The organism is Staphylococcus sp. FSL K6-0223 (assembly GCF_038008285.1).
In genome coordinates this window covers 1,046,440-1,071,125 of record NZ_JBBOYX010000002.1, presented here as the reverse complement: position 1 = coordinate 1,071,125, position 24,686 = coordinate 1,046,440, and the positions used below count along the sequence as shown (strand labels likewise).

Annotated in this window: 25 protein-coding genes; 22 read left to right on the top strand and 3 right to left on the bottom strand. The window is 31.2% G+C overall.

Annotated features, from left to right (window positions below):
* Nucleotides 1–31 precede the first annotated feature (31 nt).
* The 6 genes from dhaK to MHI13_RS16070 all read left to right on the top strand — a co-directional run bounded on the left by dhaK (nt 32) and on the right by MHI13_RS16070 (nt 5,029).
* Entirely contained in the window at nt 32–1,000 is a 969-nt protein-coding gene (gene dhaK, locus MHI13_RS16095) for a dihydroxyacetone kinase subunit DhaK (RefSeq protein ID WP_064210418.1), read from the top strand.
* 41 nt (nt 1,001–1,041) lie between these two features.
* Nucleotides 1,042–1,617: a dihydroxyacetone kinase subunit DhaL gene (gene dhaL, locus MHI13_RS16090; RefSeq protein WP_064210419.1), complete on the top strand. Its 576-nt coding sequence runs from the start codon at nt 1,042–1,044 to the stop codon at nt 1,615–1,617.
* A 2-nt stretch (nt 1,618–1,619) separates the two neighbouring features.
* Nucleotides 1,620–1,997: a dihydroxyacetone kinase phosphoryl donor subunit DhaM gene (gene dhaM / locus MHI13_RS16085; protein ID WP_064210420.1), complete on the top strand. Its 378-nt coding sequence runs from the start codon at nt 1,620–1,622 to the stop codon at nt 1,995–1,997.
* Nucleotides 1,998–2,060: 63 nt separating this feature from the next.
* Nucleotides 2,061–2,561: a hypothetical protein gene (locus tag MHI13_RS16080; RefSeq protein WP_340761526.1), complete on the top strand. Its 501-nt coding sequence runs from the start codon at nt 2,061–2,063 to the stop codon at nt 2,559–2,561.
* 174 nt (nt 2,562–2,735) lie between these two features.
* The gene (locus MHI13_RS16075; protein WP_064210421.1) at nt 2,736–3,803 is read left to right on the top strand and encodes a YkvI family membrane protein; all 1,068 of its coding nucleotides are present in this window, start codon (nt 2,736–2,738) and stop codon (nt 3,801–3,803) included.
* Nucleotides 3,804–3,979: 176 nt separating this feature from the next.
* Nucleotides 3,980–5,029: an alpha/beta hydrolase gene (locus tag MHI13_RS16070; RefSeq protein WP_064210422.1), complete on the top strand. Its 1,050-nt coding sequence runs from the start codon at nt 3,980–3,982 to the stop codon at nt 5,027–5,029.
* 212 nt (nt 5,030–5,241) lie between these two features.
* Here the strand turns inward: MHI13_RS16070 and MHI13_RS16065 are convergent, their stop codons facing one another.
* On the bottom strand, nt 5,242–5,748 hold the full coding sequence (locus MHI13_RS16065; RefSeq protein ID WP_002433205.1) for a GNAT family N-acetyltransferase: 507 nt from the start codon (nt 5,746–5,748) through the stop codon (nt 5,242–5,244).
* Between the two features lie 120 nt (nt 5,749–5,868).
* On the opposite strand from MHI13_RS16065, the gene graX reads away from it, so the two are divergent.
* The 7 genes from graX (at nt 5,869) to MHI13_RS16030 (ending at nt 13,545) form a co-directional block, all read left to right on the top strand.
* Nucleotides 5,869–6,792, top strand: coding sequence for an auxiliary protein GraX/ApsX (gene graX / locus MHI13_RS16060; protein WP_064210423.1), 924 nt, complete (start codon nt 5,869–5,871; stop codon nt 6,790–6,792).
* Nucleotides 6,793–6,808: 16 nt separating this feature from the next.
* Nucleotides 6,809–7,483 carry a response regulator transcription factor GraR/ApsR gene (graR, locus tag MHI13_RS16055; RefSeq protein ID WP_002433229.1) on the top strand — a complete coding sequence of 225 codons (675 nt, stop codon included), beginning with the start codon at nt 6,809–6,811 and terminating at the stop codon, nt 7,481–7,483.
* The gene (graS, locus tag MHI13_RS16050; RefSeq protein ID WP_064210424.1) at nt 7,476–8,516 is read left to right on the top strand and encodes a histidine kinase GraS/ApsS; all 1,041 of its coding nucleotides are present in this window, start codon (nt 7,476–7,478) and stop codon (nt 8,514–8,516) included. Before graR ends, graS begins: the two co-directional genes overlap by 8 nt.
* Before the next feature lie 144 nt (nt 8,517–8,660).
* Complete coding sequence (gene vraF, locus MHI13_RS16045; protein ID WP_002433512.1) at nt 8,661–9,422, top strand: ABC transporter ATP-binding protein VraF; 762 nt, start codon at nt 8,661–8,663, stop codon at nt 9,420–9,422.
* On the top strand, nt 9,412–11,301 hold the full coding sequence (locus MHI13_RS16040) for an ABC transporter permease (RefSeq protein ID WP_064210425.1): 1,890 nt from the start codon (nt 9,412–9,414) through the stop codon (nt 11,299–11,301). Before vraF ends, MHI13_RS16040 begins: the two co-directional genes overlap by 11 nt.
* A 601-nt stretch (nt 11,302–11,902) precedes the next feature.
* Nucleotides 11,903–12,520 carry a DUF47 domain-containing protein gene (locus MHI13_RS16035; RefSeq protein WP_002433514.1) on the top strand — a complete coding sequence of 206 codons (618 nt, stop codon included), beginning with the start codon at nt 11,903–11,905 and terminating at the stop codon, nt 12,518–12,520.
* A 14-nt stretch (nt 12,521–12,534) separates the two neighbouring features.
* Nucleotides 12,535–13,545: an inorganic phosphate transporter gene (locus MHI13_RS16030; RefSeq protein WP_002433186.1), complete on the top strand. Its 1,011-nt coding sequence runs from the start codon at nt 12,535–12,537 to the stop codon at nt 13,543–13,545.
* Nucleotides 13,546–13,823: 278 nt separating this feature from the next.
* Here MHI13_RS16030 and MHI13_RS16025 read toward each other — a convergent pair whose 3' ends face one another.
* On the bottom strand, nt 13,824–14,633 hold the full coding sequence (locus tag MHI13_RS16025) for a LysM peptidoglycan-binding domain-containing protein (protein ID WP_002433301.1): 810 nt from the start codon (nt 14,631–14,633) through the stop codon (nt 13,824–13,826).
* A gap of 430 nt (nt 14,634–15,063) precedes the next feature.
* Here MHI13_RS16025 and MHI13_RS16020 point away from each other — a divergent pair, with 430 nt between their 5' ends.
* The 9 genes from MHI13_RS16020 (at nt 15,064) to MHI13_RS15980 (ending at nt 23,885) form a co-directional block, all read left to right on the top strand.
* A complete protein-coding gene (locus MHI13_RS16020) occupies nt 15,064–15,723 on the top strand; it encodes a Bax inhibitor-1/YccA family protein (protein ID WP_002433380.1) in 660 nt (219 codons plus the stop codon).
* 282 nt (nt 15,724–16,005) lie between these two features.
* Nucleotides 16,006–18,171 (top strand): helix-turn-helix transcriptional regulator, encoded by a 2,166-nt coding sequence (locus MHI13_RS16015; RefSeq protein WP_064210426.1) that lies wholly within the window; start codon nt 16,006–16,008, stop codon nt 18,169–18,171.
* 125 nt (nt 18,172–18,296) lie between these two features.
* Nucleotides 18,297–18,656 (top strand): transcriptional regulator, SarA/Rot family, encoded by a 360-nt coding sequence (locus MHI13_RS16010; protein WP_002433103.1) that lies wholly within the window; start codon nt 18,297–18,299, stop codon nt 18,654–18,656.
* A 303-nt stretch (nt 18,657–18,959) separates the two neighbouring features.
* Nucleotides 18,960–19,676, top strand: a complete 717-nt coding sequence (locus MHI13_RS16005; protein ID WP_002433248.1) for a YebC/PmpR family DNA-binding transcriptional regulator — start codon at nt 18,960–18,962, stop codon at nt 19,674–19,676.
* A complete protein-coding gene (locus MHI13_RS16000) occupies nt 19,676–20,143 on the top strand; it encodes a cupin domain-containing protein (RefSeq protein WP_002433293.1) in 468 nt (155 codons plus the stop codon). Before MHI13_RS16005 ends, MHI13_RS16000 begins: the two co-directional genes overlap by 1 nt.
* A gap of 414 nt (nt 20,144–20,557) precedes the next feature.
* On the top strand, nt 20,558–21,163 hold the full coding sequence (locus MHI13_RS15995; protein ID WP_002433428.1) for a DUF402 domain-containing protein: 606 nt from the start codon (nt 20,558–20,560) through the stop codon (nt 21,161–21,163).
* 93 nt (nt 21,164–21,256) lie between these two features.
* Nucleotides 21,257–22,111, top strand: a complete 855-nt coding sequence (locus MHI13_RS15990) for a LysR family transcriptional regulator (RefSeq protein WP_002433389.1) — start codon at nt 21,257–21,259, stop codon at nt 22,109–22,111.
* 121 nt (nt 22,112–22,232) lie between these two features.
* Nucleotides 22,233–23,390: an MFS transporter gene (locus tag MHI13_RS15985; protein ID WP_193750982.1), complete on the top strand. Its 1,158-nt coding sequence runs from the start codon at nt 22,233–22,235 to the stop codon at nt 23,388–23,390.
* Between the two features lie 6 nt (nt 23,391–23,396).
* Entirely contained in the window at nt 23,397–23,885 is a 489-nt protein-coding gene (locus tag MHI13_RS15980; protein ID WP_023350701.1) for a DUF456 domain-containing protein, read from the top strand.
* A 69-nt stretch (nt 23,886–23,954) separates the two neighbouring features.
* Here the strand turns inward: MHI13_RS15980 and MHI13_RS15975 are convergent, their stop codons facing one another.
* A complete protein-coding gene (locus MHI13_RS15975) occupies nt 23,955–24,644 on the bottom strand; it encodes a DUF1129 family protein (RefSeq protein WP_023350700.1) in 690 nt (229 codons plus the stop codon).
* Between the last annotated feature and the right edge of the window lie 42 nt (nt 24,645–24,686).

Sequence of the window (24,686 nt, the reverse complement as noted above, 5' to 3'; positions counted from 1 at the left end):
CTGATGATAAATTGATAAGGAGGGATTTTTTATGAAGAAATTAATAAAAGATAGACAACAGTTTTTAAGTGATATGTTAGATGGCTTAAAAGTAGCAAATCCTGAATTAGATGTAATTGAAGATACAGTTGTAGTACGAAAAGAAAAAAAACAAACTGGTGTAGCACTTGTATCAGGAGGTGGAGGCGGTCATGAACCTGCACATGCTGGTTATGTCGCACAAGGTATGCTTGATGCTGCAGTTTGTGGTGAAGTTTTTACTTCTCCAACTCCAGACAAAATTTTAGAAGCTATTAGGGCCGTTCACACTGGTGATGGTGTTTTACTCATTGTTAAAAACTATGCTGGTGATGTGATGAACTTTGAAATGGCCCAAGAAATGGCTGAAATGGAAGATATTCAAGTTGAAACAGTAATAGTTAGAGATGATATTGCGATTAGTACGCCAGAACAAAGAAGAGGTGTAGCTGGTACAGTTTTAATTCATAAGTATGCAGGCTTTTTATCTGAAAAAGGAGTAACATTAACTGAAATAAAAGAAAAAGTAGAGTTAATGATGTCTGAAATAAAAACAATTGGTATGGCTTTAACACCTCCTATGGTTCCAACCACAGGTCAATATGGGTTTGATATTGATGACAATGAAATGGAGATTGGTATCGGTATCCACGGTGAAAAAGGTTTGCATCGTGAAGCTATACAACCAGTAGATCAAATTGTTTCAACATTAGTAGAAGAATTAGATAAAGAAATATCAGGAGAAGAATTTATAGTAATGGTTAATGGTATGGGTGGCACACCACTATCTGAACTCAATATTGTAACTAAATATCTCAAAGATTTATTTGATAAGAAGCATTATGGGGTAAAACATTGGTATGTAGGTGATTTTATGACATCACTTGATATGCAAGGCTTTTCTATCACATTAGTTCCTGCTAATGAAGAGTGGTTAACAGCATTTTTAGCACCTACAACGAGTCGTTATTTTAACTCATAAAAAATAATTGTGAATAAATATACAATATAGAGGTGTTAGCTATGAATGTAGAACAAATGAAAACTCAATTATTAAGTTTAGCGGATACTTTTAAAGATAAAGAATCAGAATTGACCGATTTAGATAGATCGATAGGTGACGGTGACCATGGCGTAAACATGGAAAGAGGTTTCTCTCATTTGAAAGATAACATCGATGATAAAGATATGGCTTCATTGTTTAAATCAACTGGAATGACATTGATGTCTAATATTGGCGGAGCATCCGGACCATTATATGGCTTTAGTTTTGTCAAAATGTCTAGTGTTGTTAAGGATGAAATCGATAAGGATAACCTAAAAGTATTATTAAAAACATTTGCAGATGCAATAGCTCAAAGAGGTAAAGTTAAATTAAATGAAAAGACTATGTATGATGTTGTCGAAAGGGCAAGCGAAGCGCTACAACATGATGAAAAAGTGACATTAGATAAATTACAAGGTTATGCTGACGATACTAAAGATATGATAGCAACGAAGGGTAGAGCTGCTTATTTTAAAGAGGATTCTAAAGGTTACATTGATCCGGGTGCACAAAGTATGGTTTATATACTTAATGCTTTAATAGGAGATGAGTAAATATGCCTACAATAGTGTTAGTAAGTCATAGTGTTGATATCGCAAACGGGACTAAACAATTGCTTGAACAAATGGTGAGTGACGTTGACGTCTTAGCATGTGGTGGCACAGATGATGGTGGTATAGGTACTTCTTTTAATAGCATCCAAGAGGCAATCAATCATTTAGAAGACGATGCGTTATGCTTTTTTGATCTAGGATCTGCTGAGATGAATTTAGACATGGCAATAGAAATGTATGAAGGCGACCATCAAGTTTTAAAAGTTAATGCGCCACTCGTTGAAGGTAGTTTTACTGCGTCTGTTAAGCTGTCTACTGGTGGTAGTGTTGAAGAAGCAATTGAAGAAGTTTATCGTACGTCTTTTTCGAGTGAAAATTAACTAAAATTATGATATTATAGTTATAATTGTTAAATAAAATCTGGATAATAGGAGGACATAGCCATGCAACACCTTATAAAGAGACATGTATTGAATGGCGAATTCGAGCAGATACGACAATTAATGTCCGAAACAGATTTTATGGAATTTGAAGAGGCATATATTTCTAGCGCTCATGAAGTAGAGAGTATGATGTTTTATACATGCATTTTAGATTTAATTAGAAATGAAGAAACATCTGAATTGCATGATTTAGCATTTTTACTACTTGTTTATCCGATGAGTGAATACGAAGGTGCTTTAGATTCTGCATACTATCATGCTGAATCTTCCATAAAACTCACTAACGGAAATGAAGTTAAAAGTTTACTACAAATGCTATTGCTTCACGCAATTCCAGAGCCTGTTATTTCTGATAAGAAAGCATTTGATGTAGCTAAACGTATTCTTAAACTTGATCCTAATAATAATGTAGCACGTAATGTGCATAAAGACACTGCAAAACGTATGGACAACATTGTTGTCGATATTAATGAATTAAACAAACATAGAGATGCACGTTAGTTAAACGTATTTATCTCTTTATAATGCCATTAGAGTTACCACACTTTAATGGCTATTTTTATACAAATTTCCCTACTTTTATGCATTAATGTATAAGTCTAATAGGTGGGGTTGAAAATAAAAAACAGTACGTTATAATTCTCACTGTGAAAATCTAAGGAGGTAATTTTTTAAATGGGGCTGAATAAAGAAGCAATAAAAATAGGATTTGCTTATGTCGGCATCGTTGTAGGGGCAGGATTCTCAACTGGTCAAGAAGTTATGCAATTCTTTACACCTTTTGGTTTATGGTCTTATATCGGTGTTTTAATCTCAGGTTTCATTCTAGGATTTATCGGTAGACAAGTAGCTAAAATTGGTACAGCCTTTGAAGCTACCAATCATGAATCCACTTTACAATATGTATTTGGTGAGAAATTTAGTAAAGTATTTGACTATATACTAGTCTTCTTCTTGTTTGGTATCGCTGTAACAATGATTGCCGGTTCAGGATCAACGTTTAACCAAAGCTTTCATATACCTACTTGGCTAGGCGCTTTGATCATGACAATTGTAATTTATTTAACATTATTACTTGATTTTAATAAGATTGTTAGAGCTTTAGGGATTGTTACACCATTTCTAATTATAATGGTTATCCTTATTGCAGTTTATTATTTATTTACTGGTGATATCTCAATTGCCCAAGTAAATAGTACAGTACCAGAAACAAGTGCATGGAAAGGTATATTCTGGGGACTTGTATACGGAGGTCTTGCATTTGCAGTTGGCTTTAGTACAGTCGTTGCTATTGGTGGCGATGCGTCTAAGCGTAGAGTTTCAGGTGCTGGTGCGATGTTCGGTGGCGTTATTTATACCATCTTACTTGCACTAATTAACTTTTCACTACAAACAGAATATCCAAAAATTAAAAACGCAGATATTCCTACATTAGACTTAGCCAACTCAATCAATCCATGGATTGGTTTAGTATTAACTGTTATTATGTTAGCTGTAATGTATAACACTATTTTAGGACTTTGTTATTCATTCGCGGCACGTTTTACTGAACCATATAGCAAGAAATATCATATCTTTATCATTATTATGATGATTGCAGCTTATGTTTTAAGTTTCGTAGGATTCGCAGATTTAATCAACGTGTTATATAAATTTATGGGCGTTGTTGGTATGTTTATCGTTGTAGCAGTACTAATCAAGTACTTCAAACGTAAAAATGATGACAAGAAACACATTGCATAAGTTGTCATTTCGTATACACTTTACAATTTAAAATGATTGATTTAATCTTAAAAGCAATTCATCTTTCAATTAAAAGGTGAATTGCTTTTTCTTTATTTTTCAGAAAAAGTTAATGACCTAAGTCATCTAAGATATAAATTATTGAAAGAAGTCATGATTTGAGAGGATTACCAATAATGAAAGAAAAATATAAATGGTTGTTGATAACGTTATTCATCGTCATAATCATTGCAATCGTCTTGGGTTTTCTTTTGAAAAATCACTATGATAAAGTACAGGAAAAACAACAAGGTAGAGAGCATGTTCAAATTAATAATAAGAGCGTGAAATTATTTCAAAATATTTCTTATGGCGAAGGACTACCTAATAGTAAATTAGATATTATTACGCCTTCTGATATGAGTAAAGATACCAAATTGCCAGTAATTTTTTGGATGCATGGTGGTGGTTTTATAGCAGGTGATAAGCAATATAAGAATCCACTTCTGTCTAAAATAGCTGAACAAGGATATATTGTAGTAAATGTGAATTATGCGTTAGCTCCACAATATAAGTATCCAACACCGCTAGAGCAAATGAATGAGGCAGTTAAGTTTATAAAGCAGAATAAACACGAACTACCCATTGATTTCAACCAAGTTGTTATTGGTGGTGATTCAGCAGGGGCTCAATTAACGAGTCAGTACGTTGCAATGCAAACTAATAAAAGTTTACGCAAAGAAATGAATTTCAAACAACAATTCAAGCCATCACAAATCAAAGCAGCTATATTCTTTGGTGGTTTCTACGATATGAAAACAGTGAAGGCAACAGAATTTCCAAGAATTCAATTATTTATGAAAAGCTATACAGGTATGAATAACTGGGAAACTAATTTTAAGAATTTATCTCAAATGTCGACGATAAATCAAGTCACTAAACAATATCCACCAACTTACTTATCAGTTGGAGATGCTGATCCATTTTATAGTCAAAATGAAGAATTCTATAAAGCACTTAAATCAGAAAATATACCTGTAGATACCCTATTTTATGATGGAACACATCATTTACATCATCAATATCAGTTTCATTTAGATAAACCAGAATCAAAAGAGAATATTAAAAAAGTATTGTTATTTTTAAGTAGAAATACTTCATCTTCCGGCGTTGAAAGTGGAGAATCAACAGATGTGAAATCCGGTAATCAAACAAATAATAGTGTATCGCTGTATCCATTTGAATAATATAAAGAAGGCAAATCGTTAGGGTTAGCTTAAAGCCTAACGATTTGCCTTTAATTTTATCAATTAAATAAGGTATGAATGCATATAGTTTTTAAATACTCACTAAGAAATTTTGGATTGGAATAAAACTCAAGTAAAAGAGTCAAATTCACAACTTATAGTTATTATTTAAAACTTGTAATATGTGGTAAAATTTAAAATAAGACTAAAAATTAATTTAATATTTTAGCCATTACGTACTCATTGAAATAACGACCATTTATAAAAAGTTTATCTTTAAGTTCACCTTCGATAGTGAAACCTGTACCTTTAAAAAGTTCAATAGCTCGTGAATTTTCAGTGACAACTGTAGCTTCTATGCGTCTAATATTATGATTAAGTGACCAAGCTTCGATTGAATTGATGAGCGCTTGACCAACACCATGTTTTTGATAATACTTTTTTACACCAAGATAGACTACAGCCTCATGTTGTGTACGTTCAAAAGTCTCTGTATTCACAAATGCGTAGCCAACGAGTTGTTCGTCACTTTCTGCTACAAAAATTGCTTTTGAAGGTGTTGTGATGTAACTTTCTAAACTTTGACTAACAGAAGCAATGCTTGGTGAATACTCACCAGGGTTATAAAACGTAAAATCTGATTCATCATAAATTTTGCTTAACAAATCTATAAAGTTTTCAACGTCTTTTATACTAATCTCACGAATTACGTGGGCCATGAAAACACTCCATTTTTCAATTAAGTAAATAGTTTCCTTCATTATAGTATAGTTTAAAGTTTTATGCTTGAATCAGTGATATTTTATTAATTATTAGAAAAAGTTAAGGAGTCGATAACCATGAAGCCTAAAGTTTTGCTTGCAGGTGGAACCGGCTATATCGGTAAATATTTGAGTAGAGTAATAGAAAAAGATGCTGAGCTTTACGCATTATCTAAATATCCTAAACCTGATAAAGGATCTACAGAAGAGATTACATGGTTGAAGAGTGATATTTTCAATTATGAAAATGTAGTTCAATCTATGGCAGGCATGGATGTAGCTGTGTTTTATTTAGATCCAACTAAAAACTCTGCAAAACTAACTCAAGCAACCGCTCGTGATTTAAATTTAATAGCTGCAGATAACTTTGGTAGAGCAGCAGCAATAAATCAAATTAAAAAATTAATTTATATACCTGGAAGTCGTCACGACAATGAAACGATGGAAAGATTAGGCGCTTATGGTGCTCCTGTAGAACGTACAAATGTAGAAGTGAAACGTCCGCATATTAATGTTGAATTACAAACTTCCAAATATGATGATGTTCGTACAGCGATGAAAATGGTCCTGCCGAAAAAGTGGACTTTGAATCAACTTGTAGACTACTATAGTCAATGGTTAGATGAAACTAAAGGTACGTTTGTACATACGAAAAAAGAAGATGAAGATTATATTATTTATCGTAAAAATAGTAGAAAACCTTTAGCAATTTTTAAGAAAAGACAGACTGCCGAAGATATCATTACGTTACATCTTGTTGGTGGTAAGTTAGCCAAACCCAATCTTAAAAAGCAAGGTAAGTTAGAATTTAGACTTCTTAAAGGAACGTCTTTAGTGATGGTTCACTTATATGATTATATACCTAAATTATTCTGGCCGATTTATTACTTTATTCAAGCACCTATTCAAGGTTTACTTATGCGAGGATTTGAGATTGATTGCAGGATTAAGCATTTTCAAGGACGTGTTCAATCAGGTGAGAAATTTAAATATACTAAATAATTTCAGGTGATTTGTTATGCAAATACTATTGGTCGAAGATGACAATACGCTATTTCAAGAATTAAAAAAAGAATTAGAACAATGGGATTTCAACGTAGTAGGTGTTGAAGATTTTGGTAATGTAATGGACACTTTTGAGAGATTTAATCCAGAAATCGTTATTCTAGATGTTCAACTCCCCAAATATGACGGGTTTTATTGGTGTAGAAAAATGAGACAAGAATCAAATGTTCCTATTTTATTCCTCTCATCAAGAGATAATCCAATGGATCAAGTCATGAGTATGGAACTAGGTGCAGATGATTACATGCAAAAACCTTTCTATACTAATGTACTTATTGCGAAGTTACAAGCTATTTATAGACGTGTCTACGAATTTGGCGTCGAAGAGAAACGCACTTTAAATTGGCAAGATACTGTAGTGGATTTATCAAAAGATAGCATTCAAAAAGCCGACAAAACAATCTTCTTATCTAAGACAGAGATGATTATTTTAGAGATGCTTATTAATAAAAAGAATCAAATTGTGACACGAGATACGTTGATTACAGCACTATGGGATGATGAAGCGTTTGTGAGTGATAATACACTTACCGTTAACGTGAATCGCCTTAGAAAAAAATTGGCAGAAATTGGTATGGATGATGCGATAGAGACGAAAGTCGGTAAAGGATATATGGCTCATGAATAACTTTAAATGGTTCTGGTTATTTGTTAGGTCTCGGAGTAATTGGATACTATGGATTATATTTTTAAATGTAATTATGTTGGGTATCGCCTACATTGATTATGATATTTCAGTTGAGAGTGTAGGCTATATTGTTGTGCTCAATCTAGGATTAAGTGTCCTTTTCTTAATATTTACTTTCGTAAAGGAAGTCCGCTTGTCAAAGCACTTTTATAAAAACAAAGAAATAGAGGAAATCAAACATAAAGATTTAGCGGAAACGCCATTTCAACAACTAACAATTGATTACTTATATCGTCATATCACAGCACAAAAAGATCAGGTCGTTGAGCAACAATTACAAATTAATAACCATGAACAAACAATCACAGAGTTTGTACATGATATTAAAACACCTGTGACAGCAATGAAATTATTAATCGATCAAGAAACCGATGAACAACGTAAAAAAGCGTTATTATTTGAGTGGTCGAGAATTAATGAGATGTTAGATAAGCAATTATATTTAACGCGTTTAGAATCAAAGAATCGTGATATGTACTTCGATCATGTAGAGTTAAAACGTATGGTGATTGATGAAATTCAACTAACGCGTCATATCAGTCAAGCGAAAGGGATAGGATTCGATCTAGACTTTGAAGATGTCGATAAAGTGTTTACAGATGTGAAATGGTGCAGGATGATGATTAGACAAATTTTATCTAATTCATTGAAATATAGTGATAATACTACAATTGAATTATCAAGTTATATGAAAAATGGTCACGTTATTCTAAAAATTAAAGACCATGGAAGAGGAATAAGTAAGAAAGACTTACCTCGTATATTCGATAGAGGATTCACGTCTACTCTTAATCGAAATGAAACAGCTTCTACGGGAATGGGGTTATATTTAGTGAATAGTGTTAAAGATCAATTGAGCATTGGCGTGAAGGTTGAATCTGTAGTAGGCGAAGGCACTACATTTTATTTAATTTTCCCTCAACAAAATGAAATTGTAGAGCGCATGTCTAAAGTGACAAGATTGTCATTTTAAACATGCGTTTTGTTACTTACAATTATCACAATTGTAATTTTTAGTCGTTATAATATAAGTGTATAAAGTGATGATAATTTGAACTTGTTTAGCTTTGGCTGAATTAGAGAGCATAAATGTTTAAAGTAAGTCAGGAGTGATGATTTGACTATATTAGAAGTTAAACAATTGTCAAAAATATATGGAAGTAAAAACGTAGCTCAAGAAGTATTAAAAGATATTAATTTGAGTGTAGATGAAGGCGAATTCATCTCAATTATGGGACCATCTGGTTCAGGGAAGACAACATTGTTAAATGTCCTAAGCTCAATTGATTATATGACAAAAGGTTCAATTACATTGAATGGTAAGCAATTAGAAAGATTATCTAATAAGCAACTTTCTGAAATAAGAAAAAAAGATATTGGTTTTATCTTCCAAGATTATAATATCCTACATACTTTAACGGTAAAAGAGAATATTATGCTACCTTTATCTGTTCAAAAAGTTGGAAAAGAAGAAATGGCTAGACGTTATAATCGAATTGTTGAAGCGTTAAATATTAGTGATATTAGTGATAAATATCCATCCGAGTTATCTGGTGGTCAACGTCAACGTACTTCTGCAGCAAGAGCATTCATTAATTTACCTTCAATTATATTTGCTGATGAACCAACAGGAGCTTTGGATTCTAAAAGTACTCAAGACCTACTCAAAAGATTGACCTATATGAATGAAAGATTTCAAACAACGATTATTATGGTTACGCATGATCCAGTTGCAGCAAGTTTCTCAAATAGAGTCGTTATGCTAAAAGATGGACAAATTTTTACTGAAATATATCAAGGTGATGATGATAAACAAACTTTTTATAAAGAAATTATCAGAACACAAAGTGTACTTGGTGGAGTAAATTATGAGTTTTAATCAGATTATCTTCAAAAACTTTAAGCAAAATATTGCGCGTTATGCCATTTATCTATTATCGCTAATTATAAGCGTGGTATTATATTTTAGTTTTGTTAAATTAAAATATGCTCACCATCTTCATGGAAATCAATCCTACCCGATTATTAAGGAAGGTTCTCAAGTTGGTAGTTATTTTCTTTTTATAATTATTATTGTATTTCTACTTTATGCAAATTTTTTATTCATGAAAAGACGAGGGCGTGAGCTTTCACTTTTACAAATTATAGGACTAACGCGATCAAACATAATGAGAATGATTATGCTTGAGCAATTAATGACATTTGTAATAACAGTAATTATTGGTATTGCTTTAGGTATTTTTGGTTCGAAAATACTTTTAATGATTGTGCTTCGATTACTGGGCATTAATATTAGTGTGTCTATTATTTTTAATTTTCATGCAGTGTTAGAGACTCTTTTACTTATTTTGGTAGCGTATATACTTATTATTATTCAAAGTTACATTTTTATACGTAAACGTTCAATTCATGAGCTTGCACATGATTTTACTAAAAAAGAAGTAAATGATACTAAAATTACATTGAGTGAAGTTATCTTAGGTTTACTTGGGATTATTATGATTTGTGTTGGATACTTTTTATCAACTAAATTAGTTGAAAATGTTGATTCAATTTTACAACCTTTCGTTATTCTATTTTTAACTGTTTTAGGATCATACTTTTTCTTTAGAAGTACGGTATCTTTAATTTTAAAAACTATACAATACTTTAGAAATGGCAATGTCAGTGTGACAGATGTTATGTTTACATCATCTATCATTTATCGTATTAGAAAAAATGCTTTTTCATTAACGGTGATGGCAGTTGTGTCGGCGATTACAGTTTCTGTGCTATGTTTTGCGGCTTTAAGTAGAAGTACTTTAACGAATGAAGTCTTACTAAGTTCACCTCATGACGTCACTTTGAAAAGTCAAAAGCAGGCAAATCAGTTAGCATATGAATTAAACAATCGTAACGTTGAACATTACTATAATTATAAAGAAGTTGTCTATGCTCATTTGTATAAAGATCATATGTTTACAGAAGGTATTTCAAGGCCAAGTGTGATTGCTGTAACAAGTGATAAATACATCCCTAATGTTAATATTGGTAGTGGTCAAACAGATATCATAGTCCCCAGAGGTTCAATTAAAGATGTAGTTAAAGTTGATCGTAAAGGTTCAACTCTTATAGGTTCAAAAAATAATTATGTTAAAGTAAAACTCAGAAAAGCAATTAATAAAGTTTACTTTATGTCTAGTGTAGATTTAGGTGGAGCAACACTCGTGTTAAATGATGAGGATTATCAGAGATTGAGAGAACACGCTAAAGGAAAACATATTGTATCTCAATATGGGTTTGATATAAAACACAAAAAGGACTTACCTGAATTGGAGAAAATCGTCCAAAGTATTAGTAAAGATATTGAAACACGTAGTGAAGCTGCAAGTGAAATATCGAGTTTAACTGGCGTACTATTATTTGTAACATCATTCCTAGGAATAACGTTTTTAATTGCTGCTGGCTGTATTATATATATTAAACAAATTGATGAAACTGAGGATGAGTTAGAAAACTATTCTATATTGAGAAAACTTGGTTTTACGCATCAAGATATGGCAAAAGGGTTGAAGTTAAAAGTCATTTTTAATTTCGGTTTACCTTTGATTATTGCGTTATTACATGGTTATTTTGCGTCGATTGCCTACATGCATTTAATGGGTGTAACTAATCAATTACCTATATTTATTGTTATGGCTTTATATACAGGTATTTACGCAGTGTTCGCGATTATAGGCTATAATCATTCTAAGCGAACAATTAGACATTCAATTTAATTCACCTATTATAGAATAGAATATTATGATTTATGAGGCTTAGCATCACAAGACAATTTGATGCTGAGCCTTAATTTATGGATAATGGTTACTTTTTAAATCACATAGCTTAAATAAATGCATTTGGAAGTGCATGTTTAGTTACATATCAAAATTGTTTAGCATCATTTTATAAATATTTGAATTTTAAGAGAGAAATCGTTAACTTTGTAATGGAGTAGAATTTAAGCGCTCTAATTAATTTTTGATTGATTTCTAAAATTAGAATTTCGTTTTAGAATTTGATCACTAATTTAAAAATAGGACTATGAACATCTTACTCAGGAAAAATATGTAAAGTTTAAGTTTCTTATTTGTTAAGAATTTGTAAATAGAATTGTAGTTATGTAAATTTTGTGCTATTTTCAAGTAGGGACAAAACGGGATATTTAAGAACATCAGCTTGTTTTAACTTTATAATTAATTTACATATTTTTTACAATAAGAGTATTGCTCACTACTTTTTTCTAAAAATTGTAAATATGTTCCTAAACCACTTGTCTTACGGATTAAAAATTTATGAATGTGATTGGTGACAATCGCTCAAAATGGAGGATTTTGAATGTTTAGTAAGAAAAAGGATAAGTTCATGGTTCAATTAGAAGAAATGGTATTCAACCTAGATCGTGCAGCAATTGAATTCGGAAAAATGGATTTCAACACACATTTAGATTTGAAAGCTTATTCTGATAATATTAAAACGTATGAGTCACATGGTGACGAGTTGATGCACCAAGTTATTACTGACTTGAATCAAACGTTTATTACACCAATCGAACGTGAAGATATCCTATCTTTATGTAATGCAATCGACGATGTTTTAGATGCGATGGAAGAGACATCTGCTATGTTTGAAATGTATTCAATTGAATATACAGATGAATACATGGCTGAATTTGTTGAAAATATTCAAAAAGCAGTTGCTGAAATGAAGTTAGCAGTAGGATTATTAGTAGACAAAAAATTATCTCACATGCGTATTCATTCTATTAATATTAAAGAATTTGAAACAAATTGTGACGGAATCTTAAGACAGTCAATGAAACACATCTTTAACAGTGAAACAGATCCAATCACATTAATTAAAATAAAAGATATTTATCAAAGTATGGAAGAAATTGCTGATAAATGCCAAACAGTTGCTAATAACTTTGAAACTATAATTATGAAAAATAGCTAAGGGAGTCCTCATTTATGTCATATATTTTAATCGTCACGATAGCTATAGTTATATTTTCATTAGTATTTGACTTTATCAATGGTTTCCATGATACTGCCAACGCTGTAGCAACTGCTGTTTCTACAAGAGCTTTAACTCCTAGATCTGCTATTTTATTAGCAGCAGTAATGAACTTTATTGGTGCCTTAACATTTACTGGGGTAGCCGGAACAATTACAAAGGATATTGTTGATCCATTTAAATTACAACATGGTCTAGTTGTTGTTTTAGCAGCAATTATTGCAGCAATTATTTGGAACTTAGTAACTTGGTTATATGGTATTCCAAGTTCTTCATCACATGCATTAATTGGGTCAATTGCTGGTGCGGCTATAGCTTCTCAAGGTTCATTTGCAGTACTACATTATCAAGGATTTACGAAGATAATTATTGTATTAATTATTTCACCAATCATTGCATTTTGTGTTGGTTTTATTATGTATTCTATCGTGAAGGTCGTATTTAAAAACGCAAATTTAACACGTGCAAATCGTAACTTTAGATTTTTCCAAATCTTTACTGCAGCATTACAATCATTCTCACATGGTACGAACGATGCTCAGAAATCAATGGGGATTATCACTTTAGCATTAATAGTTGCGAATCTTCAGACTGGTTCAAGTGTAGAACCTCAGTTATGGGTTAAAATTGCTTGTGCCACTGCAATGGGTCTGGGTACAGCAGTAGGTGGTTGGAAAATCATCAAAACTGTTGGTGGTAACATTATGAAAATTCGTCCGGCTAACGGAGCAGCAGCAGATCTTTCTTCTGCATTAACAATTTTCGTAGCGTCATCACTACACTTCCCGTTATCAACAACTCACGTTGTTTCTTCATCAATCCTTGGTGTAGGCGCTTCTAACCGCGCTAAAGGTGTAAAATGGAGTACAGCTCAACGAATGGTTATCACTTGGGTAATTACGTTACCAATTTCAGCATTATTGGCTGGTATTGTGTACTTTATCATGCATCTATTTTTAAAATAAGATATAACATAGCAATATTAGATATAAAGACTTGTAACTTTAATAAGCTTATAAGTAGCAAAATACCAACAAAATCTAAGGTTTTGTTGGTATTTTTGTGTTTTGAATAATAAATTTGTGAGGGGGATTAATGTTTATACCCAGGAAATATTTAACTGAATGGTATTAGTAATGTCGGAGTATAAGTAACTATGACATTAAAATAGAAAACAATTTGGCATAAAAAAACCACTTAAGACGGGTAGATGCCTTAAGTGGTAATCAATAAATCTATTGAATTAATGAATATAAGCGTAAAGTGATACTTCTGAAGCTGGAATTGTACGATAATCAGAGTTGTATGGTCCATTAGTATAGTTCATTTCTGAGATTAGAATACTTCCGTCTCCATTAACTCGTTCAACATAAGCAACATGACCGTATGGTCCTGGAGTGCTTTGCATAATAGCACCTACAGTTGGGTTATTATCTACTTGATAACCATCATTTGCTGCGTTTGCTGCCCAATATTTAGCATCTGACCAATATGTGCTAATTGGTTTACCAGCTTGTGCACGTTTATCGAACACGTACCAAGTACATTGACCTTCAGTATATAAGTTTTGGTGGTTAAATGAAGGTGAGTTGTAATCATTTCCTGTAGATGGAGTAGCTGTACCAGCTGCACCAGCGCCTGATCCACCATTAGGTACTTTTAATGTTTGGCCAGGTGTAATTAAATAACCATTTAAATTGTTTGCTTTCATTAAAGCGTTAACTGAAACACCATATTTATTGGCGATAATGTTTAATGATTCTCCAGCTTTTACAGTGTGTGTAGAAGCTGAACCTGTGTTAGAAGAAGCGTTTGAATTAGAGCTTTGTGAAGCACTTCCACCTACATTAATAACTTGTCCAGGGAACACCATGTTATTATTTAAATTATTATTTTGTTTAATGTTTTCTACTGAAGTATTATATTTTTGAGCAATACTCCATAAAGATTCTCCTGATTTAACTTTATGCTGGGTTGAAGCTTCAGCATCATGATGTGAAAGTACTGCGGCTGCACCTGAAGCGGCTGTTACTGCAAAGGCTAACTTTTTCAAAGTGACTCCTCCTTAAATGTAATTAAATTAAATTGATTGTGTTTTATTATGTAGACAATTGTCCCCACAAGTCTTAAAACATGAACCTAACTCTTTAATTACTTTTGACTATACTTTCTTATTACGTACCCAATACTAACAAAAATAATAGTCTCTGTGGGCTTTGTTATTATCTTGTAATATTATTAACATTTTTTACGAAAAGTACATATAACCTGTATTAGTTGATTTTAAAGGATTTATAGACTTTTTTGATTAAAATTAATTCATGAAAGTTTTATAAATTGTAATAAAGTAATATTAATTATAGATAAGTTTTCGGAAACTTCTTTATATTTAGATAATACTAAGTTAAACACTTTAGAATTTTTATTGGTTATTGTAAACTTTTAGTAATTGAGAATTTTTTAGTATAAAAGGAGATTAAAAAATGTCCCAATCGACTCAAAGTGCAAACAAATCACAAAATCACTCTAAAGATAAGCACCAATCCCATGCTTACGGTAAGGTATGGCTGTTCTTTATGTACTATTGGATTATTTTTGGAATAGGTTGTTACTTCGGTCAATATTTACCCATGTCTTGGAGAAAACCTCTATCTATAGCGTTATTTGTTATTTTACTGGCTACATTATTTATAAAACGGGCGCGTAAATATGGTCTCATCATCTCGCATATCTACGCTATTATTGTCGGACTACTTTCATATGCGATGTTTACTGCATATCTACAAAATTTAGGTGCAGAAGTATTTTATAAAAATATTTTACTTGCAATAGGTGCATTTATAGCATTTGGTATTGTAGGGTATTTCTTAATTAATGACGCATCAAGTATGGGGAAATATTTATTTGTTACTTTAATAGCATTAATTATTGCTAGTTTAATAGGATTATTTATTCATAACCCTATATTCCATACTGTAATCACAGTTATTAGCTTGTTATTGTTCCTATTATATACACTTTATGATTTCAATAGGATGAAAAGAGGTCAGTTTTCACCACGAGAAATGGGCTTTAACTTATTTATCAATTTATTAAATATAATAGAAGATATACTAAGGTTAGCTAATCGTTTCAAAAATTAAATCTATAATGTTTAATATTCAAGATGTGGACGTATGTCTTCCTAATGAGAGCATTTGAGTTATTAAATGGCTTGATAATTGTTTGAGTTACGGAATTTTAACGCCACATCTTTTTTTAATGTATAATTAGATGGAATAGATACATAAAAAATAATTGATTATATATATAATTTCGCTTTTGATATAATTTTCATATTGTGTTAAATTGGCGTTTATCGAATTTGAACAATGGTTAAGTATTATTTATAGTAGGCTATTTAAAATAGGAAAAGAGGTAAAGTAATGTCACATTCCTGTTTGCATATACTTTCTAAGAACGAGTATTCAACAACTAGATGCCAAGATGGGATACTCTTATTTTGGCCAATAGAGGGAAGTATGCATCTTCAACAATTCAGAAAGCAAAGAACGATTAATAATGAATTATATATTGTTAATAATATGGATGTTTTTGGAATCAATGACAATGGAACTACATTAGAAATATACATTTCTAGTGATTGGTTTGCAGAATTAGGATATGCATTTTTTGATTATCACTATACTGCTGAGTTGATTAAATCTACAAATGAAATTAAATATTTGATGGCTCAACTTGCATTAAATTATATTGATGGGAATACTGAAAAAGAATATGAACTCATTAATAAAATTGTTGAAATGCTTGCTCAGGAAGCGAGTATAGATAAAAAAATAGCCGAAGATCAATACATTTATGCCTTTTATGGTGACTTAAAAGATGAATTAGATTACATATACAATCATATGAGTGAAAGGTTAACTTTAAGAGATATCTCGAACCAACTCTATATATCAAAATCTAATCTGTCTTCTCAATTTCACACTCTAATGGGAATGGGATTTAAAAAATACGTTGATACATTAAAAATTAGTAAATCTATAGAAATGTTATTAACCACGAATAAAACGATTAGTCAAATTAGTGATGCACTTGGATTTAGTAACGCCTCAACATATTCCAAATTATTCAAGAATTATCTAAGTGTGACACCTAATGAATATCGGACTATGAAAAAATATGATAAATATAATGGTTGTACAGATGAAACGGTGCCAGAAATCAAAAAAAGGCCATTAAAAAAACTCATCCGTTCAGTTATACCTAACGATGTTTCAGATATATATGATGAAATTAGAATTGATAATTCACAAATTGTAAATGCTTCTCCTTTTTATTCAGTCATCCAAATTCATACTATTGAAGAAATAAAGTTGCTATTTTTAGAAGGACTTTATCAGAAAATGGGTTATGAAGGGTCTAATATTATCTTCTACTTTATGCCTTATTTATATGAGTATGGCAAATTATTAACACAAAACGAAAAAAATTATATTAGCCAAACTATTATTGAAAATGATTTACATATAGCTTTCAATGTTAATGAAATTGAACATATAAATGACTTAATAGAGAGTTTTAAAACAAGTCTTAAGCAATTGGACAAGAAAAATCACAATTCTAATTATAATTATGAGATTCAATTTATTTTCAATTTAAATGATAAAGATATACGTAGTATATATAGAGATATTTTAAAAATGCAGAATACACACATAAATTATACTATCGGTTTAGATATTAGTTGTATGGTCGACGATCCAGCTCAATTTAAATCTTTAGAAGCGCAAATTAAAAGACTAAAATTTGATTACCTCTATATAGACAATGCACAATTGACATCTCCTTATTTAATGGATAGTAATGAAGGTCTTCTATTGAAAAATGTTCTACAGTTGAAACACTTAAGTGTAAATTTAAATCAATTTGATTTTAGTAAAGAAAACCTCATCTTTTTAAACTTAGTTAATCATCAACTGTTAAATAATGAAGAGATTGATTTAAGTCATAGTGCACCACTCTTATATCTGTCTGTTATTAAATTAAAAGAGCATTTTTCAGGGTACGGCTTAAATCTATTTTCTCATCCAGATTTATTTAATTCTGTTCATTTATTTGATGAAAATGGTTTTAAAACAACATATGGGTTAATATTTAATGATTTAAGTTGGATGATTAATCAAAACAAAGTTAAAAATGGGTTCTATAACATTATTGATAGTAGCGATAGATATCTCCTTTATTTATATGATTGGCGAGTAGTTGAAAGCGAATCAAGCATAGACAACTTTAATAATATTGATATTTACATTAATTTTTGTGAAGAAGAACTTAAAGATGAATATATATGTATGATTGTTAAAGTTGATAATGAGAGTGGGAACATTAATCATATTATTCCACCTAATTTACGGAATAAATATCAATGGTCTACTAAATTTTTAATCAAAGTAGAAGATAATTTTAGACCTAATATTGAAATTTTTGAGCATGATTTTACAGAATCGTCATTAAAGCTAAGCTTGAAGTACAATTCGGCTTATCTTGTAAAAATCTATAAAAAAAATAACAAAATAAAAAAGGCGTAACACAATTCAATTTAAATTTATTGGTAATTTTGACATATGATTAAAAACAAATGCCAAAGACAATTATCCAGATATTTAGGATAATGTTACTATACATTGTCTACATATATTTGGAGGTGCGCGTCTTGAATGAACAGAAGCTAGAAAAACTACTAGGATTTTACAAACAATATAAAGCATTATCTGAATATATAGATAAAGAATATAAGTTGACATTAAATGATCTTGCTGTACTAGACTTAGCTAGAAAGTATTGTTCAGATGAACAAATACTTATGCAATCATTTTTAAAAATAGCTATAAGTGAATTAGAATTAAGTAGAACAAAGTTACTGGTATCAATTCGAAGATTAATAGATAAAGAGAAATTAAGCAAAGTAAGATCAACTAGAGATGAAAGAAAAATTTTTCTATATATGAGTGAAGAAAACTTGGAAATATTTAATGCTTTATTTGATGACGTTGAAAACTTTTTAAATATTTAATTGAGGGTGTCGATTTATAAATATTATAAATCGACACTTTTTATGTTTATTCCATGTATACATACATAAGTATTATGCAAGATAGAGACTGATATAAATCACAAAATTTTTAGCACAAAGATGAGAGGAACTAAAAACGCATCTTTGTTTTTTAATAATAATTGTAGAAAACAGAATAAATTCAGTTAAATATCACTTTAAAAATATTGATATAGCAGTAGTTTACATCTGTTTAAGAGATTTTACAAAAATTACTGCTAAATATATAATGAAGAACATAGAGTACGAAAGTGAGATGACATTATGGGACGTAAATGGAACAACATTAAAGAGAAAAAGGCCCAAAAAGATAAAAATACGAGTAGAATTTATGCCAAATTCGGCAAAGAAATATATGTAGCAGCAAAATCTGGAGAACCTAATCCAGAATCTAACCAAGCACTAAGATTAGTATTGGAACGTGCTAAAACATATTCAGTACCTAATCACATTATTGATAGAGCTATTGATAAAGCTAAAGGTGCTGGTGAGGAAAATTATGATCATTTAAGATATGAAGGCTTTGGACCAAGTGGTTCAATGTTAATTGTTGATGCCTTAACAAATAATGTGAATCGTACAGCTTCAGATGTGCGTGCAGCCTTCGGTAAAAATGGCGGAAATATGGGTGTTTCTGGTTCAGTAGCTTACATGTTTGATCATACAGCGACTTTCGGTGTAGAAGGTAAATCTGCAGATGAAATCTTAGAAACGTTAATGGAACAAGATGTTGATGTGAGAGATGTCATTGATGAAGATGGATTAACAATTGTTTATGCAGAACCTGATCAATTTGCTCAAGTTCAAGATGCTTTACGTGAATCTGGGGTTGAGGATTTTAAAGTAGCAGAATTTGAAATGTTGCCTCAAACAGATATTGAGTTATCTGAAGAAGATCAAGCCACATTTGAGAAGTTAGTGGACGCACTTGAAGATTTAGAAGATGTTCAAAACGTATTCCACAATGTAGATTTAAAATAATGAAAACTTCAAAAGAGTGGATTCAAGAACTTAAATTAATAGCTCATCCTGAAGGCGGTTATTATAGAGAAACTTTACGAGAAGATACGCTTAATAGAGCACCTTATAGTAGTATATATTTCCTCTTAACACATGACAATATCTCTCATTTTCATCGAATTGACGCAGATGAAGTATGGTATCATCATGCTGGAGAAACATTAACTATTCACATGATTACACCACAAGGTAAGTATCATAGTGTGAAATTAGGTCAAAATATATCCGCTGGAGATGTATTACAATATTGTGTTCCTAAAGGTACAGTATTTGCATCTTCTATAGATGATAATGAAGGTTATAGCCTTGTCGGATGCATGTGTCAACCTGCCTTCGAATTTGAACATTTCGAATTGTTGAAACAAGACCAATTGTTAAAGCATTATCCCGACTTAGAAAATATTATAAGAAAATACGCTGTATTGTAACGAATGAAGCCTTTAAATGGATTTAAACTTAGTCCGTTTAAAGGTTTTTTTAATATAAATTAAACTTTTAGTGTCGAAATAAGTTTGTTAATTGGCTGAGTCAAATAGTTTTTTAGCAACTTCTACAATATATTCAAGTTCATCCATTACTTTTCTTCAGTTAATTTATTTCCTTCTTTTGTTGAGGCAAAATAACATTTAAGACTTGCCACTCATTAATTAGAAAATTCTGGAAATATCTAGAGTTAATATTAAAACATAGTAACATTATCAATTTTAAGTAAATTACATCAATTTATAGTAAAATAGTTTTAATATAATTTTGAAAATAACAGTGTAAAAGTCATTAATCTAAAACATTAAGATGACATTAACTAACCAGTTTTATATAATAAAAATAAGGAGTTGGTGACTGTGAAAGTAAAATATATAGACAAACGTCACTGGCGTCGCCTGGTAGAGAGAGAGTATACAGAGGTTAAAGTTAATAATAATAGATTTAAAGGTATTATCGGCTTGGTCACGATGAAAAAGGTTCGTGAGCCTTTAGAGGTGACGGTAGTTGGACAAAACATAATAGTTGCAGATGACAATTATAGATGGTTGCAAATACTACCAGAAAAAAAGCGATATAGTATTACAGTCATGTTTGATGATAAAGGTAATCCGCTAGAATATTATTTTGATATTAATATTAAAAATATCACTCAAAAGGGAAATGCACGTACGTTAGATTTATGTTTAGATGTGCTGGTGTTACCTACTGGGGAATATGAACTTGTAGACGAAGATGATTTGATGTATGCCTTGCAAAATAAGCAAATTTCTAAGAAACAATATCATGAGGCTTATATTATTGCTCATCAATTAATGATTGAAATAGAAGAGAACTTTTCAGAGGTTCAAGACAAGGTCATGCATTGTTACAATAAAATTTATCATAAATCTCTAAGAAATAAGCATAAACGTCCTTTTAAACCCAAAAATAAGCACAAACATCACCGACGTAAAGCAAAGTGAATGACAATAAAAGGATATGTGGTTGAAGGTTAATCAACTAAAGCTAAATCATCATAGCAAAGATTTAAGGATAGAAATATTTAGGGGGACGCTATGAAAATTGATGATTATCGTTTACTCATCACTTTAGATGAAACAAAAACGTTACGTAAAGCGGCAGAGATATTATATATTTCACAACCAGCTGTAACTCAACGTCTAAAAGCGATTGAGGGTTCGTTTGGAGTAGAAATATTTATTCGTACAAAAAAACAATTGATCACTACAACTGAAGGCGCTATGATTATTGACCACGCGCGTGATATGTTGAAACGTGAACGTTTATTCTTCGATAAAATGCAGGCACATATCGGAGAGGTGAATGGTACGATTTCAATAGGATGTTCGTCTTTAATCGGCCAAACGTTATTACCCGAAGTATTGAGTTTATACAATACACAGTTTCCTAACGTAGAAATCCAAGTTCAAGTAGGATCTACTGAACAGATTAAAGCCAATCATCGAGATTATCACGTCATGATTACCAGAGGGAATAAAGTCATGAATCTATCTAATACACACCTATTTAATGATGACCACTACTTTATTTATCCCAAAGATCGACGTGAGGATGTTACAAAGTTACCATTTATTGAATTTCAAGCAGATCCTATTTATATTAATCAAATTAAGCAATGGTACAATGATAATTTAGGTCAAGATTATCATGCAACGATAACGGTTGACCAAGTTGCAACTTGTAAGGAAATGCTTTTAAGTGGTGTGGGGGTAACGATTTTACCTGAAATTATGATGAAGCATATCGATAAAAATATGTTTGAATTTGAGAAGGTTAGTATTGATGAAGAACCTCTCATACGCTCAACTTATATGAGTTATGATGGAAGTATGTTGCAACTGCCTCAAGTAGATTCATTTGTAAATCTAATGTTGAATTTTATTCGATAAATTTTAAAAGGTATTGCCATTTAGTCTATTGTAAAAAGTACAATTTAATAAAAGAATAGAGGTTCGAAAATTGTTTACAGCACTGTTTCATATTAAAAACTATAAACTATTTGTTGTGAATATGATGCTACTCGGCATGGGTATAGCAGTGACTGTACCATACCTCGTCTTATTCGCTACAAAAGATTTAGGAATGACAACAACTCAATATGGTTTATTATTAGCATTAGCTGCAGTTAGTCAATTCGTAGTGAATTCAATTATTGCTAGGTTTTCTGATACACATAATGTTAATAGGAAAGTCCTTATTATTAGTGCGCTATTCATGGGTGCCGTAAGCTTTTCTATTTATTTTTATATTCATCAAATCTGGTTATTTATAGTTCTATATGCAATTTTCCAAGGTTTATTTGCTCCAGCAATGCCGCAATTATATGCTTCTGCAAGAGAGTCAATTAATATCTCAAGTTCGCGAGATCGTGCGAAGTTTGCAAATACCGTGTTACGTTCCATGTTTTCATTAGGATTTTTATTTGGTCCCTTTATAGGGTCACAATTAATCGAATTAAATGGATATTCTGGGTTATTTGGTGGAACGGTAGCTATTCTATTGTTCACCTTAATTCTACAAGTCTTTTTCTATCAGAATTTACCAGTTGAATACCAAGTCTCATCGCAACATCATGTTGAGAAATCCGCTCCAAATATGTTTAAAGATAAAGCATTATTTATTCCGTTTATCGCGTTTATTCTTTTACATATTGGACAATGGATGTACACGATGAATATGCCATTATTCGTCACAAATTATCTAAGAGAACGTGATAGTTATGTAGGATATTTAGCGAGTTTATGTGCTGGTCTTGAAGTGCCTTTTATGGTTATATTAGGTATTTTATCAGCCAAATTTACAACACGAACTTTACTACTTTTTGGTTCGCTCTTTGGCGGTGCATTTTATTTTAGCATTGGTGTATTTAAAAACTTTTACATGATGTTAGCTGGTCAAGTTTTCTTAGCAATTTTCTTAGCTATACTATTAGGATTAGGAATTAGTTACTTTCAAGATATTTTACCTGATTTCCCGGGTTATGCCTCTACGTTATTTGCGAATGCAATGGTTATAGGTCAATTATGTGGAAATTTATTTGGTGGCGTTATGAGCCATTGGGTTGGTTTGGAAAATGTCTTTTTTGTATCAGCGACGTCAATTCTAATTGGTATGATACTTATTTTCTTTACAAAAGATCAAAAAATAACTGAAGAAGATATGGAGTAGATTTAGATGACAGCAGTTTTATGGATAATTATTATCCTCATGTTTGTCTTAGCATTTGTAGGCTTAATTAAGCCGATTATTCCATCAATGCTAGTCATGTGGATAGGTTTTATTATTTATCAAATAGGTTTTAACGATGGCCGTTTATCATGGATATTTTACGTAGCTATGATTTTATTTACTTTATTTATTCTCGTGGCTGATTTCATGATGAATAAATATTTTGTTAATCGATTTGGTGGAAGTAAAGTGGGCGAGTATACTGCGCTTGTAGGTGTTATCGTTGGGTGTTTCGTATTTCCGCCATTTGGCATAATATTAGTTCCTTTAATTGCAGTATTTGTTGTGGAATTATTAAATGGTTTTGATTTTAAGAAAGCTTTAAAGGTGAGTTTAGGCTCTGTTGTAGCTTTTCTAGCTAGCACAGTAGCTCAAGCAATCATTATGGTCATAATGGTAATCTGGTTCTTTGTAGATGTGTTCTTAATTAATTAATGCTTTGTTGAAAATAAAAGACTTACTTTCAGTAAAATTCTCCCGTGGGAAGACTGAAAGTAAGTCTTTTTACATGCGTGTGTTAGCGTCTCTATTATAAAAATGATGGTCAACATAAAACGCAATAGGCGTAATTAAAATTGCAATAATAATAAACGTCCAATTACTTACATTAATATAAGGCCCAAATGCTAAAAATGACTGAGGAATAAAAAATACATAAAACAGGGTAATTAATAGCAAAGCTATAACGCCATATGTTAACCACCAAACCCAATGTGAATTATTAAAGCATTGTAATTGAATTGTCCTAAAACTCATCCATATAAATAAGAATATTATAAAGAGACCTACGATTACAGTTATTGGGAAAGTATATAGATACAAGTAGTTACTATCTCCTCCAATAAAAAAGCCAATAAATCCCTTTAAGAAGCAAAACATGCCTATTAAAAATATAAAATTATGATATATATACTTAAAAATGTTCTTAATGGTTTCATTGGGTAGCGCTTTAATTTCTTTTTTAGCATGTGCTTTAGGATCATGATCAAAGAACTCCATCGCTAGCATGCCTTTATCTTCAGCACGAATCAAATGTTTCAAAATGCGATTTAACATAAGTTCTGAATCATGAGGATTCACGCTTAAGTCTGCGCGAATATACGTCATGTAATTCTCAAATATTTCACGATCGGTGTTGTTAAGTCGTAATGATTTAACATTATTCTCCTTAGTTAATTGTGCTGTAGATTTCATGATAATTTAAGTGCTCCTTCATTTTCTAAAAGTAAAACCTCA